Source organism: uncultured Corynebacterium sp. (assembly GCF_945649885.1).
Lineage (GTDB): Bacteria > Actinomycetota > Actinomycetes > Mycobacteriales > Mycobacteriaceae > Corynebacterium.
Map to the genome: position 1 here is coordinate 18,793 of NZ_CALZFS010000005.1, position 14,464 is coordinate 33,256.

12 protein-coding genes are annotated in these 14,464 nt (G+C 58.9%); 8 read left to right on the forward strand and 4 right to left on the reverse strand.

Annotated elements, in window-relative coordinates; all coding sequences use genetic code 11:
• Nucleotides 1-202: 202 nt before the first annotated feature.
• Nucleotides 203-1,453: a dicarboxylate/amino acid:cation symporter gene (locus Q0M74_RS01130; protein ID WP_293950948.1), complete on the forward strand. Its 1,251-nt coding sequence runs from the start codon at nt 203-205 to the stop codon at nt 1,451-1,453.
• 153 nt (nt 1,454-1,606) lie between these two features.
• Here the strand turns inward: Q0M74_RS01130 and Q0M74_RS01135 are convergent, their stop codons facing one another.
• Both Q0M74_RS01135 and Q0M74_RS01140 read right to left on the reverse strand, forming a co-directional pair.
• The gene (locus Q0M74_RS01135; RefSeq protein WP_293950950.1) at nt 1,607-2,947 is read right to left on the reverse strand and encodes an FAD-dependent monooxygenase; all 1,341 of its coding nucleotides are present in this window, start codon (nt 2,945-2,947) and stop codon (nt 1,607-1,609) included.
• Between the two features lie 145 nt (nt 2,948-3,092).
• Nucleotides 3,093-4,430 carry an aromatic acid/H+ symport family MFS transporter gene (locus Q0M74_RS01140; RefSeq protein WP_293950952.1) on the reverse strand — a complete coding sequence of 446 codons (1,338 nt, stop codon included), beginning with the start codon at nt 4,428-4,430 and terminating at the stop codon, nt 3,093-3,095.
• Between the two features lie 64 nt (nt 4,431-4,494).
• Here Q0M74_RS01140 and Q0M74_RS01145 point away from each other — a divergent pair, with 64 nt between their 5' ends.
• The 6 genes from Q0M74_RS01145 to Q0M74_RS01170 all read left to right on the forward strand — a co-directional run bounded on the left by Q0M74_RS01145 (nt 4,495) and on the right by Q0M74_RS01170 (nt 9,176).
• A complete protein-coding gene (locus Q0M74_RS01145; protein ID WP_293950954.1) occupies nt 4,495-5,274 on the forward strand; it encodes an IclR family transcriptional regulator in 780 nt (259 codons plus the stop codon).
• Nucleotides 5,275-5,539: 265 nt separating this feature from the next.
• On the forward strand, nt 5,540-6,667 hold the full coding sequence (locus tag Q0M74_RS01150) for a cupin domain-containing protein (RefSeq protein ID WP_293950956.1): 1,128 nt from the start codon (nt 5,540-5,542) through the stop codon (nt 6,665-6,667).
• A 6-nt stretch (nt 6,668-6,673) separates the two neighbouring features.
• Nucleotides 6,674-7,513: a fumarylacetoacetate hydrolase family protein gene (locus tag Q0M74_RS01155; protein ID WP_293950959.1), complete on the forward strand. Its 840-nt coding sequence runs from the start codon at nt 6,674-6,676 to the stop codon at nt 7,511-7,513.
• Complete coding sequence (locus Q0M74_RS01160) at nt 7,513-8,247, forward strand: maleylpyruvate isomerase family mycothiol-dependent enzyme (protein ID WP_293950962.1); 735 nt, start codon at nt 7,513-7,515, stop codon at nt 8,245-8,247. Before Q0M74_RS01155 ends, Q0M74_RS01160 begins: the two co-directional genes overlap by 1 nt.
• 152 nt (nt 8,248-8,399) lie before the next feature.
• Nucleotides 8,400-8,582, forward strand: coding sequence for a Rieske 2Fe-2S domain-containing protein (locus tag Q0M74_RS01165; protein ID WP_293950964.1), 183 nt, complete (start codon nt 8,400-8,402; stop codon nt 8,580-8,582).
• 216 nt (nt 8,583-8,798) lie between these two features.
• Entirely contained in the window at nt 8,799-9,176 is a 378-nt protein-coding gene (locus tag Q0M74_RS01170) for a HigA family addiction module antitoxin (RefSeq protein ID WP_293950967.1), read from the forward strand.
• Nucleotides 9,177-9,215: 39 nt separating this feature from the next.
• Here Q0M74_RS01170 and Q0M74_RS01175 read toward each other — a convergent pair whose 3' ends face one another.
• Both Q0M74_RS01175 and Q0M74_RS01180 read right to left on the reverse strand, forming a co-directional pair.
• Entirely contained in the window at nt 9,216-10,889 is a 1,674-nt protein-coding gene (locus Q0M74_RS01175; RefSeq protein ID WP_293950969.1) for a DNA glycosylase AlkZ-like family protein, read from the reverse strand.
• A gap of 116 nt (nt 10,890-11,005) precedes the next feature.
• A complete protein-coding gene (locus tag Q0M74_RS01180; protein ID WP_293950971.1) occupies nt 11,006-11,431 on the reverse strand; it encodes a YbaN family protein in 426 nt (141 codons plus the stop codon).
• A 137-nt stretch (nt 11,432-11,568) separates the two neighbouring features.
• On the opposite strand from Q0M74_RS01180, the gene leuS reads away from it, so the two are divergent.
• Nucleotides 11,569-14,442: a leucine--tRNA ligase gene (gene leuS, locus Q0M74_RS01185; RefSeq protein WP_293950974.1), complete on the forward strand. Its 2,874-nt coding sequence runs from the start codon at nt 11,569-11,571 to the stop codon at nt 14,440-14,442.
• Nucleotides 14,443-14,464 lie beyond the last annotated feature (22 nt).

Below are 14,464 nucleotides of genomic sequence, written 5' to 3' on the forward strand. Positions count from 1 at the left end.
CTAACCCGGTGCCCCAAATCCCCTTTTTCATCAACAGGGGTGCGCCGGTGCAGGGTGACAAACCGATCCAGCGCGTGAATGAGACATTATTTTTCGTGGCTTCTTTTCTAGATACCGCCACGGACCTGTTCCTTTACGCAAAGGGGACTGAGGTTCATGGCATCTTCTCTTCAAGTTGTCCCCTGAACACGTAGGAACGACCATGAACATCAAGAGCTTGAGCTCATCGCTGCTGTTCCGGGTGGTCATTGCGATCATCCTCGGAATCGTCTGCAGCCTCTTCTTCCCGGTGTGGCTCGCCCAGATCTTCACCACATTCAACGGCCTCTTCGGCAACTTCCTGGGCTTCTTCATCCCGGTGCTGATTTTCGCCCTCATCGCTCCTGCCATTGCAGGCCTGGGCCGTGGTGCCGGTAAGTGGCTGGGTATTGTCGCCGGCATTGCCTATGCCTCTACGATCCTGTCTGGTCTGATTGCCTATGGAGCATCCCAGGCGCTCTACCCATGGATGCTGGCTGATCATGCCAACATCAGTGAGATCGACCTGGATGCCGGTGCCCTGGTGCCCTACTTCAACATTGAGATGCCACCTCCCTTTGAGGTCATGACCGCCCTGCTGCTGGCCTTCTGCCTGGGTCTGGGCATGACCGTGGTCAAGTCCAACACCCTCTACGATGTCACCCGTCAGCTGGAGCGCGTGGTGATGAAGGTGATCACCGCTTTTGTCATTCCACTGCTGCCGGTCTTCATCTTCGGTATCTTCCTGGGCCTGGGTATGAATGGTGGTCTCATGGAGATCATGTCTGCCTTCGGCAAGGTGCTGGTGCTTGCTGTTATCGGCACCCTGGTGTTCCTGACGATCCAGTTCATCGCTGCTGGTGTCATTGCCAAGAAGAACCCATGGACCCTGTTCAAGAACATGCTCCCTGCCTACTTCACAGCACTGGGTACTTCTTCTTCTGCCGCGACCATTCCGGTCACCTACCAGCAGACTCTGAAAAATGATGTGGACGTCAACGTTGCAGGTTTCGTGGTTCCACTGTGCGCCACCATCCACCTGGCCGGTTCCATGATGAAGATCGGCCTCTTTGCCTTCGCTGTTGTCTATATCTACAACATCGAGGTCAGTTTAGGTCTGGCGCTTGGCTTCCTGCTCATGCTGGGCATCACCATGATCGCCGCTCCGGGTGTTCCGGGTGGTGCCATCATGGCCGCCACCGGCATGCTCTCCTCCATGCTCGGCTTCGACACCGAGCAGGTTGCCCTCATGATCGCCGCCTACATCGCGATTGACTCCTTCGGCACCGCAGCCAATGTCACCGGCGACGGCGCCATTGCCGTCATCGTGAACAAGATCTCCAAGGGCCACATCACGGAGACCCACCAGGAGGACCTTCCTGAAGAGGACCGCGTGGACTTCGACATCACCCCATCGGATGTGGACCACCGCTGAGGTTTCCATCCACGAGCGCACCCTTTGAGGGTGCGCTTTTTTATTGCTTTAGGACACCCCTCTCCCCTCGGCATCCCGCCCTGACCATCAAAAACCACCACCCCACACGCAAGGTCTGCGTGTGGGGTGGTGGCGTCGATAAGCGCTGTGAGCTTAAGCCTGAGGTGCCTCAAGGAGAGCGTAACGCCACTCTGCGAGCTCGGCTGGAACTTCGCCCTTCTCAGGGTTCGCGATGTACTCGCGCCTGGCAGCGTCGTAGCCCCAGAGCCAGTCAGCGTAACGGAACCAACCGGTGCGATCAGCCTGGCGGAAGAGCTCATTGCGGATCAGACGGGAAGTGCCGTCGAGGTGCCAGAGCTCCCCCCAGAAACGGCCAACGGTCTGGATACGCTTAGAACGTGGGCGACGCTCAGCCTCAACCTCAGCAAGCACCTCTTCCCAGTTCAGGTTGCCCGCCTTGGCGGCATCAGATGCGAAGATGGCGACAGCTTCTGCGTCCTCCATGGCCATGACGGCACCGGAAGCCAGGTACTGCAGTGGTGGGTGGGCAGCATCACCGAGCAGCAGCATGCGGCCGATCTGCCAGTTCTCCATTGGCTCACGGTCAGACATCTGCCACCAGTTGTTGCGCCACAGGGTGTGCAGACGATCCTGGATGAACTGATCGCAGTGGCCGTAGGCCTGGTCCAGTTCCTCCGGGTTGCCCCAGTCCTCTGGGATCTCGCCGGTTGCGCGGCCTTCGAGGTAACGCTTGGACTCGAACACTGCAACCTGGTTCAGCAGCTCGCCACCACGCAGTGGGTACTGGATGAAGTGGACAGAAGGCCCGATATAGCCGATGACAGACTTCAGATCCTTCATCTCAGGATCCTCAGCCAGCTTGGAGGTGCCACGGTAGGCGACGTAGGAGGAGGCGACAGGCTCGTCCTGGACAAGCTTCTTGCGCATCACGGAGTGGATGCCGTCGAAGGCCAGGAAAGCATCAGCGGTGACGGTCTCCTTGTTCTCGCCTGGGTTCTCTGCATCCTCAATGTCAATCTCAACGCTGTCGCCCACGGTGCGGGAGTCAGAGACGAAGATACCGTTGTTCAGCTTTGCGCCAGCCTCAATCGCATTGTCCACCAGGATGGACAGCAGGTCGGAGCGGTGGATGACTAGGTAACGGCCACCGTAGTGCTTCTCAAACTCCTCATCGAACTTCAGAGTCAGGATGGTTTCGCGGTTCATCGCGTCACGGAACTGCATGTCCTCCGGCAGGTAACCCGCCGCCACGATCTGATCCAGCAGGCCCCAGGATTCCAGCATGCGCCAGCCGTGCGGGCCGATCTGCAGGCCTGCACCTACTTCCTTGAATTCAGGTGCACGCTCATAAAGGGTGACATCAGCACCACGCAGAGCAAGCGCCAGGGCACCTGCCGCGCCACCGATACCGCCACCGGAGATGACGATCTTCTGGCCTTTAAGCTCATCGGACTTGGGGAGATTGGAGGACATGGGAGACTTCCTAACTATTGACTGGTTGAGGATATTTAAGTGAAAAATTCTGTTCTCGTGTGGGGGACCCAGGGGGTGTGAGTCCCCGGATGTGGCAGGAGGGCCGGATATGGAGTCCGACCCACAGGCCAGGGGAATGCTGAGATTAGCCCTGAACCACGATCTGGTGGCGCTGACCGAACTGCTTCTGCAGACGGAGCAGCACCGACAGGGAGACTGCGGAGAGCAGTGCTGCAGCACCGAACATGATGAAGTTCGATTCGACACCGAGGTTCCACGCCAGCAGCAGACCTGCCAGCTGAGGAGCAGCCACGGCACCGATGCGGCCGACGCCCAGTGCCCAACCCAGTGCGGTTCCACGCAGATTGGATGGGTAGAAGTTGGCCACGGCGGCAATGATCAGGATCTGTGTTCCGTGGGTACCCACACCGGCCAGGATCAGGATGATGTACACAGCCCAGACAGGTGGGTATGTCAGCAGGATCAGTAGTGCGATACCCGCGATGCCGGCGGCCACGATGCCGGAACGGATCGGGCCGAAGCGGTCGCCAGCCCAGGCGGTGGCCACGGAGCCGATGATAGCGCCGAGGTTGAGTGCCAGGGTGAACATCAGGGCGTGGCCGAAGTTGTAGCCAGCGGTTTCCATCAGACGCGGCAGCCAGGTACCCAGGCCGTACCAGGCCAGCAGGGTGACGAAGGTCGCCAGTGCGAACCAGATGGAAATCGCACGGTAACGAGAGGTGAGCAGGTCCTTGAAGCCTGCAGGCTCCTCAGCACCCTCACGGGCGATGTGGTCAGCCTTGATGTCCTTATCGGACGGGATGACCTTCATGGCGATCGGCAGACCCACGATCAGTGGGATCAGCGCGATGAGGAACATGATGCGCCAGCCCCACTCCTCCGAGGAGGGGACGACCCAGATGGCCAGGACCGCGGCGATGGAACCACCGAGTGGAACACCGGACATCATCACGGTTGCCCAGGCGGACATGGTGCGACGTGGCACAAGATCCGAGGTCATGGCGTTGACAGATGGAACAAGTCCACCCAGGCCCAGACCTGCGAGGAAGCGGAGTGTGCCGAAGACCCACGGGTTGGGGGCGAAGGCACACAGCAATGTGAACACCGACAAAACAATGACGGAGCCGATGACAGCAGCCTTGCGTCCCACCCTGTCGGAGAGACGACCGATGAAGACGGCGCCAAGGGCCATGCCGAAGAAGGCGGTGGAACCAATGGTACCCAGGGTGGCGGAGTTGAGGTCCCACTCGCGTGCGAGTGCTGACTGAACAGTTCCATAGACGATGAGGTCGTAGCCATCGAAGACCACGAAGAACCAACCGATGAGAACTGCTGCGAGCCTGCGCCCACCGATTCCGAGAATCTTGAATGAGTGCTCTTCTGCTTCGAGGGGATCAACGCCTGGAGCATTTTCCGGGGGGTGTGTTCTGACCCCTCCGTTATCTGTTGCGTGTGATGTCATAGGGATATGTTCGAGGTGAGGTAGATTACAATCAAAGATATTCCCCTATGTGGAAAGTAGGACAATGGTGAACGTCGCCCCCACCCATGGGCCACCCCCGAAAGGTTTTCTGCACTCTGTAGATACTGCTCTGCAGCTGATTCTGCTCCTACGTGATTCCGGAGCCCTGACCATTTCCGGTGCCGCAGAGGAGTTGGACGTAGGCCTGTCTACGGTCCACAGGTCCATGGCCATGCTGGTCTACCGTGGCTTCGCCGTGCGCACCGAATCGCGCATGTACCTTCCTGGTCCCGCCCTGGCCACGTCAGCGCTCCAGCCTGGCTTGGGCTCTGATCTGACCCGGCTGTGCCAACACCATATGGAGGCCATTGCGGCAGAGACCGGGGAAACCTGTCATCTGATCATCCTCCAGGGCTCAAACTGTCATTTCATCCACAGTGTTGAGGGGACTAATCCGGTGCGCGTGGGAAATCGGAGGGGTCAGGTCATGCCAGCCACTCAGAACTCCGGTGGCCTGGTCATGCTGGCGGAACTCTCTCCCCGGGAGCTGCGCTCCCTCTATGCCACCCTGAGTGATGAGGAGTTTGAGAACCTTCGCAAACGCCTCCGCAGGACCCGTGATCGCGGCCATGGGACCAACTTCGGCTTTTTTGAACAGGATGTCAGTGCCGTTGCGGAGTGCCTGCTCAATGACGTGGGTGATGTTTTGGGTGCATTGTCCCTTGCCGTGCCCTCTTCCCGCTTCCGCGAGGCCTATCCCCGGTGTGTGGACTCCCTGGAGCGACATATGAGAGATCTGAACCGGACGTTAACGAGTTACAGGGTCAGTGAATCTGTCCTTTAGGGGTGAAATTCCACCCTCCCCCACCCCCGCGTCGGCACCTTTCCATATAGCGGAAATTCGTTGAGTCACGTTTGATATCCCCATATGTTCGAACTCACAAACAGAAGATATAGCTGTTCATCACACCTGTAAGCGGTGAAGTTTTCTCCTCGAGAAGATTGACGTCACAGGGGAGCCGCCCTACATCAGGGTTCCTCTTAACGAGAGGCGCAGCTGACTGAGGCGGAAGAACATCACCGAAACCAGAAACAAGGAGGACTCCAAGATGGGTACCCCAAAGAGCACCGACTACTCAACCGAACACGTCAAGATGGAAGTCCCACCGCCAACCCCTGAGGAGCAGGCGGAGCTCGACACCATGTACGAGCGCATGGATGACCTCCACCTGAAGCCACTGTGGACCCAGATCGGTGGCCTCATGCCGAACGCCCCGGAGCCACGTGCGGTGGCCCACAAGTGGGATTGGGCAGAACTGCTGAAGCTCGCACAGCGCTCCGGTGAACTGGTTCCAGTCGGTCGTGGCGGCGAGCGTCGTGCCATCGGCCTGGCCAACCCCGGCCTGGACGGCAACACCTACATCTCCCCCACTCTCTGGGCTGCAATCCAGTACCTCGCCCCAGGCGAGAACGCACCGGAGCACCGCCACTCTCAGAATGCTTTCCGCTTCGTCATCGAGGGCGAAGGCGTCTGGACCGTGGTCAACGGTGATCCGGTACCGATGCGTCGCGGTGACTTCCTCCTGACCCCAGGCTGGGCGTACCACGGCCACCACAACATCGCGACCGAGCCGATGGCCTGGCTTGACGGCCTGGACATCCCCTTCGCGTACCAGATGGACACCGGCTTCTTCGAGTACGGCACCGAGAAACTCACCGACGAGTCCACCCCGGACCTGTCCCGCTCCGAGCGACTCTGGGCGCACCCGGGCCTGCGCCCGGTCGCTTTCCCAGGCAAGGCCTCCTCCTCCCCGATCGGCCGTTACGCCTGGGAGCACACGGACGCCGCACTGAAAGATCAGCTGGCTCTCGAAGAGGCAGGCCATCCTGGTACTGTCGCGCCAGGACATGCAGCGATCCGTTACACCAACCCAACAACCGGTGGCGATGTCATGACCACCATCCGCGCAGAGTTCCACCGTCTGCGCCCGGGTGCCAGCACCACCCCGATCCACGAGGTCGGAAATCGCTGCTTCCAGGTCTTCGAAGGATCTGCCACCATTAACGTTGGCGATAAGACCTTCGAAGCCAAGCACGGTGACATCGTCAACGTTCCGTCTTGGCAGAAGTGGAGCATCGAGGCCTCAGATGAAGGCACCGATCTGTTCTGCTTCTCCGACGCACCAATTTTCGAGGCTCTTAACCTCGCACGTACCTTTACTCCGGAAGGAATCTAAAACAATATGCGTTTAGCAACTATTCGTACCAACGGCTCCACCATCGCAGCCCGCGTTGAGTCTGAGAACACCGCAACCCCGATCGAGGGCTACGCCAATGTTGGCGAGCTGCTGCAGGAGAGCAACTGGCGCGATATCGCCGAGAACGCATCCGGCGAAGCTGTCTCCTTCGACAAGAAGGACCTGGACGCGGTTGTTCCAGCTCCGAAGAAGATCGTCTGTGTTGGCCTGAACTACGCCAACCACATCACGGAGATGGGCCGTAACCTCCCGGATTACCCAACCCTCTTCGTCAAGTACCCTGACGCCCTCGTCGGTCCTTATGACGATGTTGTTGTTCCAGAGTGGGCCAACAAGGCCATCGACTGGGAAGGCGAGCTGGCAGTTGTCATCTCCAAGCGTGCACGTCGCGTCAAGGAAGCTGATGCCAAAGATTATATCGCTGGCTACGCAGTCATGAACGACTACACCATGCGTGACTTCCAGTACCGCGTCCCGGCTGCCGCCCCACAGTGGCACCAGGGTAAGTCCTTCGAGAAGAGCGCAGGCTTCGGTCCATGGATGACCACCCCTGACTCCTTCGAGTTCGGTGGCGAGCTGGCAACCTATCTCGAGGGTGAAAAGATGCAGTCCACCCCAACCGATGACCTGGTCTTCAGCCCAGAGAAGCTCATCGAGTACATCACCCACATCTATCCACTGGATGCAGGCGATGTCATCATCACCGGCACCCCAGGTGGCGTGGGCCATGCCCGTGATCCAAAGCGTTATGTCGGTGACGGAGAAACCGTCAAGGTTGAGATTGCAGGCCTGGGCTCTGTCGAGAACAAGACGGTGTTTGAGTAATGAGCACTTTCCACGATCTTCCGCTCTCTGAGCGGCTGACCCTGGCAAGGCTGGGCACGTCCCACTACTCCCGTCAGCTGTCGCTCATCGACAACGCTGACTTTGACGAGCCAACCGACCTTGCTGGTTGGACCCGTTCACACCTGATCGCTCACGTCGCTTATAACGCCATCGCACTGTGCAACCTCATGCACTGGGCAAACACCGGCGAGAAGACCCCGATGTACTCCTCGCCAGAGGCACGTAACGAGGAAATCGCCTACGGTGCCACGCTGAACCCGGATGCCCTGCGCAACCTCCACGAGCACTCTGTGGCCCGTCTGGACGTTGATTGGAGTGGCACCTCGGATGAGGCCTGGGCCAATGAGGTCCTCACCGCGCAGGGGCGCACAGTGCCTGCCAGTGAGTCCCTCTGGATGCGCTCCCGCGAGGTCTGGATCCACGCTGTGGATCTGGGTGCAGTAGCCACCTTCGGCGACCTGCCAGAGGTCATCCTCCGTACCCTCGCTGCCGAAATCACCGCCAAGTGGGCCGGCCAGGGCGATGGCGCAGGCCTCGTGCTTGTCGACGCCACCACCGGTGAGCGCTATGCTGCAGCTCCGGCTGCTGCGGGCGAGGCGGAAGTGGAGATCATCGGCGAGCTCGCCGGTATCACCCGCTATGCCGCTGGCCGTGGTGCGGAGGGAGTCACCTCCCCTGCCGGTGAAGTTCCAGAACCTCCCCGCTGGCTCTAGTCCTTAAGTGGAATGTTGACCCTCTTCCGGTTTTCCGGCAGGGGGTCTTCTGCTGCCCTGGTGTTGCAAGGATCCCCCCTCATGGTTGATATCTGCCCCGCAACTGAGTTCTGACGGACAGGCCCGTCTTGTCACAGTGACAAAATAAGGCCATGGTCCAGAATATCGTCATTTTCCGCGAGGGGGAACGTTTCTACGCCATCGATGAGCTCGGCACCCATGTCGGTACCAGCCACATGAAGAGCAGGGTGAAAGAGGGTGTGCTGGAATGCCGGCTCCATAAGGGACACTTCTGTCTGGAAAGTGGCGATCCGGTGAAATATCCTGCCCGCTGACCTGCTCAGGTGTGTGAGGTCCGCGTGGATGACCGCGGTATGGTGAAGCCCTTCCCCACAGTGTCGCACCCCTGAGGCGTTATAGCGCTGAAGGGGGGGGAAAGGGAGGCATGATGTGCCGCGTCATGATGCAGGTAGTAGATTTATAAGGGTAGTATTCACCTATTTACTACACATGACCTGATCATCAGGATCCGCCGAGAAGGAGAGCGCAACATGACTCAGCAGCGGGATGGCGCTAAGCATAGCAACCCGGCAAGTCCAGAAGGAAAGCCGGTCCTGCCTGGCCAGATTCTCTTTGAGGAGTTCATGGAACCCCTGGAACTCTCCCAGAACGGTCTGGCGCGCGCCATCGGGGTGCCGCCCCGCAGGATCAATGAGATCGTCCACGGCAAGCGTGCCATCACCGCCGACACCGCTCTGCGTCTGGCTGCCTACCTGGGTCCTGATCCGCAGTTCTGGCTGAATCTCCAGACCCACTATGACCTCTCCGTGGCCTATCTGAATGCCCGTGAGGTCCTGGAAGCCATCGAGCCCTATGACTCCGATCTCCATGTGGTCGGCTGGCTCAACCCCATGCAGGAAGGGGAATAGGGCACTGCCTGTCAGTCCAGGTATCCGGGGATTCTTGATCTAAGGCAGCACATAATGGGTGTTTCTTGTCTGACCCCTTTTGACTATCAGCTCGCGCTCATTCAAGGCGAGGAGTATCCTATAAGCTGCCTGCCCGGTCAATCCACATGTTTCTGCTGCCTGGGCGCGAGTGATGGCCCCGTATTCCTTGATATATGCGAGTATCAGCTGCTCGGCTCGGACCTCGTTCATCATCTGGGAACGGATGAAGTCTGGACGTCTTCCCACTAGGTCATAGAAGCCGCTGCCGAGGCGGAATTCTCTTGAGCCTCCCCTGCCGATCACTTCCACCAGGGAAGTGTCTGCAAGGTGGTTCAGGGTCCGACGTATCTGGGTCGGGGTGTTGTTCAGAAGTTCGGAGATTTCATCCAGGCTGATACGTCCTTCGTCATGGATTATGTGGAGTAGTCGAAGTTCAAGTACCTCGAGTTCCCCCTTGGTGTCCTGCCAGGTATTGACGAAGCGCGCAAACTCCAGATCAAAGCCTGTGACGGGAATTTCCACTGATACCGATTCATCTGTTGTCGCCGAATAATCAGGGGCATCGCGACCTGCGGAAAGTAGGATCCTGTACATGACCTGGATTCCGCGTCCAGCACGGTCAACCAGGCCCGCACGTTTGAAAGCATCGGCAAGTGCGGGGCTGCGGGGTGCGGAAGCGTTGAGCAGGGTGTCCAGAGTGACTCCTCGGGGGAGTCCTCCCGGGTTGGTGACGGTGAGGGCGTGGCTGTCCAAGAGGATTCTCGTAGTTCCCAGTGCAGTGTAATCACGGTGAACGAGTGCATTAGCCACTGCTTCTCGTGTCACCCTTTCTGGGAGGTTGGGTAATGCGATCCGGAGCAGGCCGGAATTGATCTCCTCTTCTTTTCGGTAGATATCAAGGCGCTCCGCGATTTCCATCATTGACCGAAGCAGGGGCGATGTGAATCTTTTATTGAGCTTGATATCGGATCCATCCATCACCTGCAGGATGATCTCATGGTTGGGGATCCACCGGAGAATTGTCTCTGGGGTGCCGAAGAGGAGAATTGCACCATTTTTCACGGGGTCTGCGTGATCATTGAAGAAGCCAAGCGCACGCAAAATCTCTTCATTGTTGAGATCGGCTAGGACATGATCGCCACCTTGTTGTCGCACCATCTTCCGGAAGAGGTCAAACTCATCTGGATCCAGGTCTTTGAGTGAGGCACCTGGAGCTTCCAACTTTGCCCAGTCCCGAGCATTTACCGAGTTGTACTGGCTGAACAGGTAGCTCGGATCCATGGCCACGCATTCCGGTGTGCCATCAATCCTGAGGGCTCTGCGCTGGTAGACACCTTTCGAGGTGGCTAGCGGGGATTCAACCTTGGGGACAGACACACAGAGGATATCCTTCCCATCAACTGTGTGGACCTCTGCGGTAGTGACAAGTGCAGGTCTGGTGTGATGGGCGATCAGGGCTTCAATTCTGCGAGGATCAGTTTCCTCAGGCTTCTTGTGGAAGGGGGCGCAGCCGGTGATGGTGCCATTGTCTTCGACGCCGACGAGCAGCACTCCCCCTTCGCCATTGGCCAGGCAGGCGACATTTCGGACGAGGTCTGTGTCATTCAGATCCTGGGAGCTCCGGCGTCGTTTGAATTCGACATCTATCTTTTCTCCTCTGGAGATGATCTCAAGGAGCTCATTGGTGTTCATGAACTGTAGCTTAGTGATCTTGATCTAATGATTCAATCATGGGAAATGACTATGCACTTTGATTGAATCAATTCAATCATTGATTGAATGCAGGGGACTGTTTCCGCCGCGGGAGATCAGTTGTCTGCGGTCGCGCAGAGGTGGTATCCAGCGAAGTTCTCCCCCGCTACCGTTTCCGGCGCCTGTTCTGGGCGCGGCTGGAGACGGATGATGTGGATGCTCACCAAGGTGGCGATGGCCGGCAGGATGATCCAGGGGATGCTCGCACCGATGAGGATGCAGGAGAAGATGATGCCAAACCACATCACACCCAGGGTGCGGGCCTTGTGTCGCGGTGTCATCGCCTGGTTGTAGTAGTTGGAGATGTACTCCCCGAAGATCCTGTGAGTGACCAGATAGCGGTGCAGGCGTTCGGAACTGCGGGCGAAGCAGAAAGCCGCCAGCAGCAGGAAGGGGGTGGTGGGCAGGATCGGGAGGATGATGCCCGCCGCCCCCAGGGCGAGGCTGATGAGACCGACGGCCATGAGCAGAGGTTTCAGCATAATGAACTATTCTACGGCTCCACCCGTCTTAATTGCCAGTGTCCATGACCGCGGCCACTCTCTGATCACTCCTGGGGGGCGAGGCGAAAACTCCCCAGAATATCCAGTGTCCGGTCCCTCTACTACACTGTTTAACCATGACTAATCCGAGCGAAGGCACCTCTTCTTCCGCGCAGTCCCTGGAGTACCGTTACACCCCGGAGCTGGCCAACAAGATCGAGGGCGAGTGGCAGAATTACTGGACCGATAAGGGCACCTTCAATGCCCCGAATCCGGTGGGTGACCTAGCACCTGCCGATGGCCGTGAGCTGCCCGAAGACAAGCTCTTCGTGCAGGATATGTTCCCTTACCCTTCCGGTGCCGGCCTGCACGTCGGTCACCCACTGGGCTATATCGCCACCGATGTCTTCGCCCGCTATAACCGCATGCTGGGCAAGAACGTCCTGCACACCCTGGGCTATGACTCCTTCGGCCTGCCGGCTGAGCAGTACGCCATCCAGACCGGTACCCACCCGCGCACCACCACCATGGCCAATATTGAGAACATGCGTCGCCAGCTGGGTGCTCTCGGTCTGGGCCATGACCCCCGCCGTTCCGTGGCCTCCACTGATCCTGAGTTCTACAAGTGGACCCAGTGGATCTTCCTCCAGATCTTCAACTCCTGGTTCGATGCGGAGCAGCAGAAGGCCCGTCCGATCGCTGAACTGATTCCTCTGTTGGAGTCTGGCGCGGTTGCCACCAAGGACGGCTCGGATTACAACGCGCTGGATAAGGCCGCAAAGCAAGAAGCTGTGGATGAATTCCGCCTGGTGTACCGTTCCAAGTCCACCGTGAACTGGTGCCCGGGCCTGGGTACCGTGCTGGCCAATGAGGAGGTCACCGCCGATGGGCGTTCCGAGCGCGGCAACTTCCCGGTGTTCCGCAAGAACCTCTCCCAGTGGATGATGCGCATCACCGCGTATTCTGATCGCCTCATCGATGATCTGGAACTGCTGGACTGGCCGGAGAAGGTCAAATCCATGCAGCGCAACTGGATCGGCCGTTCCCGCGGCGCTGAGGTCGACTTCAGCGCTGAGGGTGAGGCCATCACCGTCTTCACCACCCGCCCGGACACCCTCTTCGGTGCCACCTACATGGTGCTCGCCCCGGAACATGAGCTTGTCGATGCCCTCGTCGCCAAGGGCTCAGGTTCCTATGAAGGCGTGGACGCCCGCTGGACCAACGGCCAGGCCACCCCGGCTGAAGCTGTGGCCGCCTACCGCGCCTCCATCGCTGCCAAGTCTGACCTGGAGCGTCAAGAAAACAAGGAGAAGACCGGCGTCTTCCTTGGTGTGTACGCCACCAACCCGGTCAACGGCGAGCAGGTGCCTGTCTTCATCGCGGACTACGTGCTCACCGGCTATGGTACCGGTGCCATCATGGCTGTTCCTGCCCACGATGACCGTGACTATGAGTTCGCCACCGTCTTCGGCCTGCCCATCGTTGAGGTTGTCGCCGGCGGCAACATCGTCGAGGAAGCCTTCACCGCTTCCGGTGAGTCCATAAACTCCGCCAATGACCAGGGTCTGGACATCAATGGCCTGGCCATGGTTGAGGCCGTTGCCAAGACCATCGAATGGCTGGAAGCTAAGGAACTGGGTCGCGGCACCATCCAGTACAAGCTGCGCGACTGGCTCTTTGCCCGCCAGCGTTACTGGGGCGAGCCTTTCCCAGTGGTCTACGACGAGGACGGTCTGGCCCACGCACTGCCGGAATCCATGCTGCCCGTGGAGCTTCCTGAGGTCGAGGATTATAAGCCTGTCTCCTTCGATCCTGAAGATGCCGATTCCGAGCCTTCCCCACCGCTGGCCAAGGCCCGCGAATGGGTTGAGGTGGAACTGGATCTGGGTGATGGCAAGAAGAAGTACACCCGCGACACCAACGTCATGCCCCAGTGGGCAGGTTCCTCCTGGTACCAGCTGCGTTATATCGACCCATCCAACGATGAGCAGCTCTGCAATATCGAAAACGAGGCCTACTGGACCGGCCCCCGCCCGGATGTCCACGGCCCGAACGATCCCGGTGGCGTAGACCTCTACGTCGGTGGTGTCGAGCACGCGGTATTGCACCTGCTGTACTCCCGCTTCTGGCACAAGGTTCTTTTTGACCTTGGCCATGTCACCTCCAAGGAGCCTTACCGACGCCTCTACAACCAGGGCTACATCCAGGCCTTCGCCTACACCGATTCCCGTGGTGTTTACGTCCCGGCCGAAGAGGTTGAGGAGAAGGACGGCAAGTTCTTCTACCAGGGTGAAGAGGTCAACCAGGAATACGGCAAGATGGGCAAGTCCCTCAAGAACGCCGTGGCACCGGATGATATCTGCAACAACTATGGTGCGGACACCCTGCGTGTCTACGAGATGTCCATGGGTCCCCTGGACACCTCCCGCCCCTGGGCAACCAAGGACGTGGTGGGTGCACAGCGCTTCCTGCAGCGTCTCTGGCGCTTGATCGTCGATGAGCACACCGGTGAGGTGCTCACTGACGATGCTGCCCTGACCGATGAGGACAACAAGCACCTGCACCGCACCATCGCCGGTGTCCGCGATGATTACGCCAACCTGCGGGTGAACACCGTGGTGGCCAAGCTCATCGAGTACGTCAACTACCTGACCAAGACCTACCCAGGTGCAGTTCCAGCCGGAGCTGTCCTCCCCCTGGTGGTCATGGCTTCTCCTGTTGCCCCGCACATCGCGGAGGAACTCTGGAAGAAGCTCGGCCACGATGACACCGTCACCTATGAGCCCTTCCCCACCTTCGAGGAGAAGTGGCTCAAGGACGATGAGGTGGAGCTGCCGGTTCAGATCAACGGCAAGGTCCGCAGCCGCATCACCGTGGCTGCTGATGCCTCACAGGAGGCGATCATTGAGATCGCGCTGGCTGATGAGAAGATCGCAGCCCAGGTTGAGGGTAAGAACCTGATTAAGCAGATCGTCATCCCAGGCCGCATGGTCAACCTCGTGGTGAAATAACCTGGCTCACCATTGGACAACG

What these genes read in the sequence shown, in the direction of transcription:
- Q0M74_RS01130 (WP_293950948.1), top strand. Translation starts at nt 203, where the DNA reads ATGAACATCAAGAGCTTGAGCTCATCGCTGCTGTTCCGGGTGGTCATT.
- Q0M74_RS01135 (WP_293950950.1), bottom strand. Translation starts at nt 2,947, where the DNA reads ATGTCCTCCAATCTCCCCAAGTCCGATGAGCTTAAAGGCCAGAAGATC.
- Q0M74_RS01140 (WP_293950952.1), bottom strand. Translation starts at nt 4,430, where the DNA reads ATGACATCACACGCAACAGATAACGGAGGGGTCAGAACACACCCCCCG.
- Q0M74_RS01145 (WP_293950954.1), top strand. Translation starts at nt 4,495, where the DNA reads ATGGTGAACGTCGCCCCCACCCATGGGCCACCCCCGAAAGGTTTTCTG.
- Q0M74_RS01150 (WP_293950956.1), top strand. Translation starts at nt 5,540, where the DNA reads ATGGGTACCCCAAAGAGCACCGACTACTCAACCGAACACGTCAAGATG.
- Q0M74_RS01155 (WP_293950959.1), top strand. Translation starts at nt 6,674, where the DNA reads ATGCGTTTAGCAACTATTCGTACCAACGGCTCCACCATCGCAGCCCGC.
- Q0M74_RS01160 (WP_293950962.1), top strand. Translation starts at nt 7,513, where the DNA reads ATGAGCACTTTCCACGATCTTCCGCTCTCTGAGCGGCTGACCCTGGCA.
- Q0M74_RS01165 (WP_293950964.1), top strand. Translation starts at nt 8,400, where the DNA reads ATGGTCCAGAATATCGTCATTTTCCGCGAGGGGGAACGTTTCTACGCC.
- Q0M74_RS01170 (WP_293950967.1), top strand. Translation starts at nt 8,799, where the DNA reads ATGACTCAGCAGCGGGATGGCGCTAAGCATAGCAACCCGGCAAGTCCA.
- Q0M74_RS01175 (WP_293950969.1), bottom strand. Translation starts at nt 10,889, where the DNA reads ATGAACACCAATGAGCTCCTTGAGATCATCTCCAGAGGAGAAAAGATA.
- Q0M74_RS01180 (WP_293950971.1), bottom strand. Translation starts at nt 11,431, where the DNA reads ATGCTGAAACCTCTGCTCATGGCCGTCGGTCTCATCAGCCTCGCCCTG.
- leuS (WP_293950974.1), top strand. Translation starts at nt 11,569, where the DNA reads ATGACTAATCCGAGCGAAGGCACCTCTTCTTCCGCGCAGTCCCTGGAG.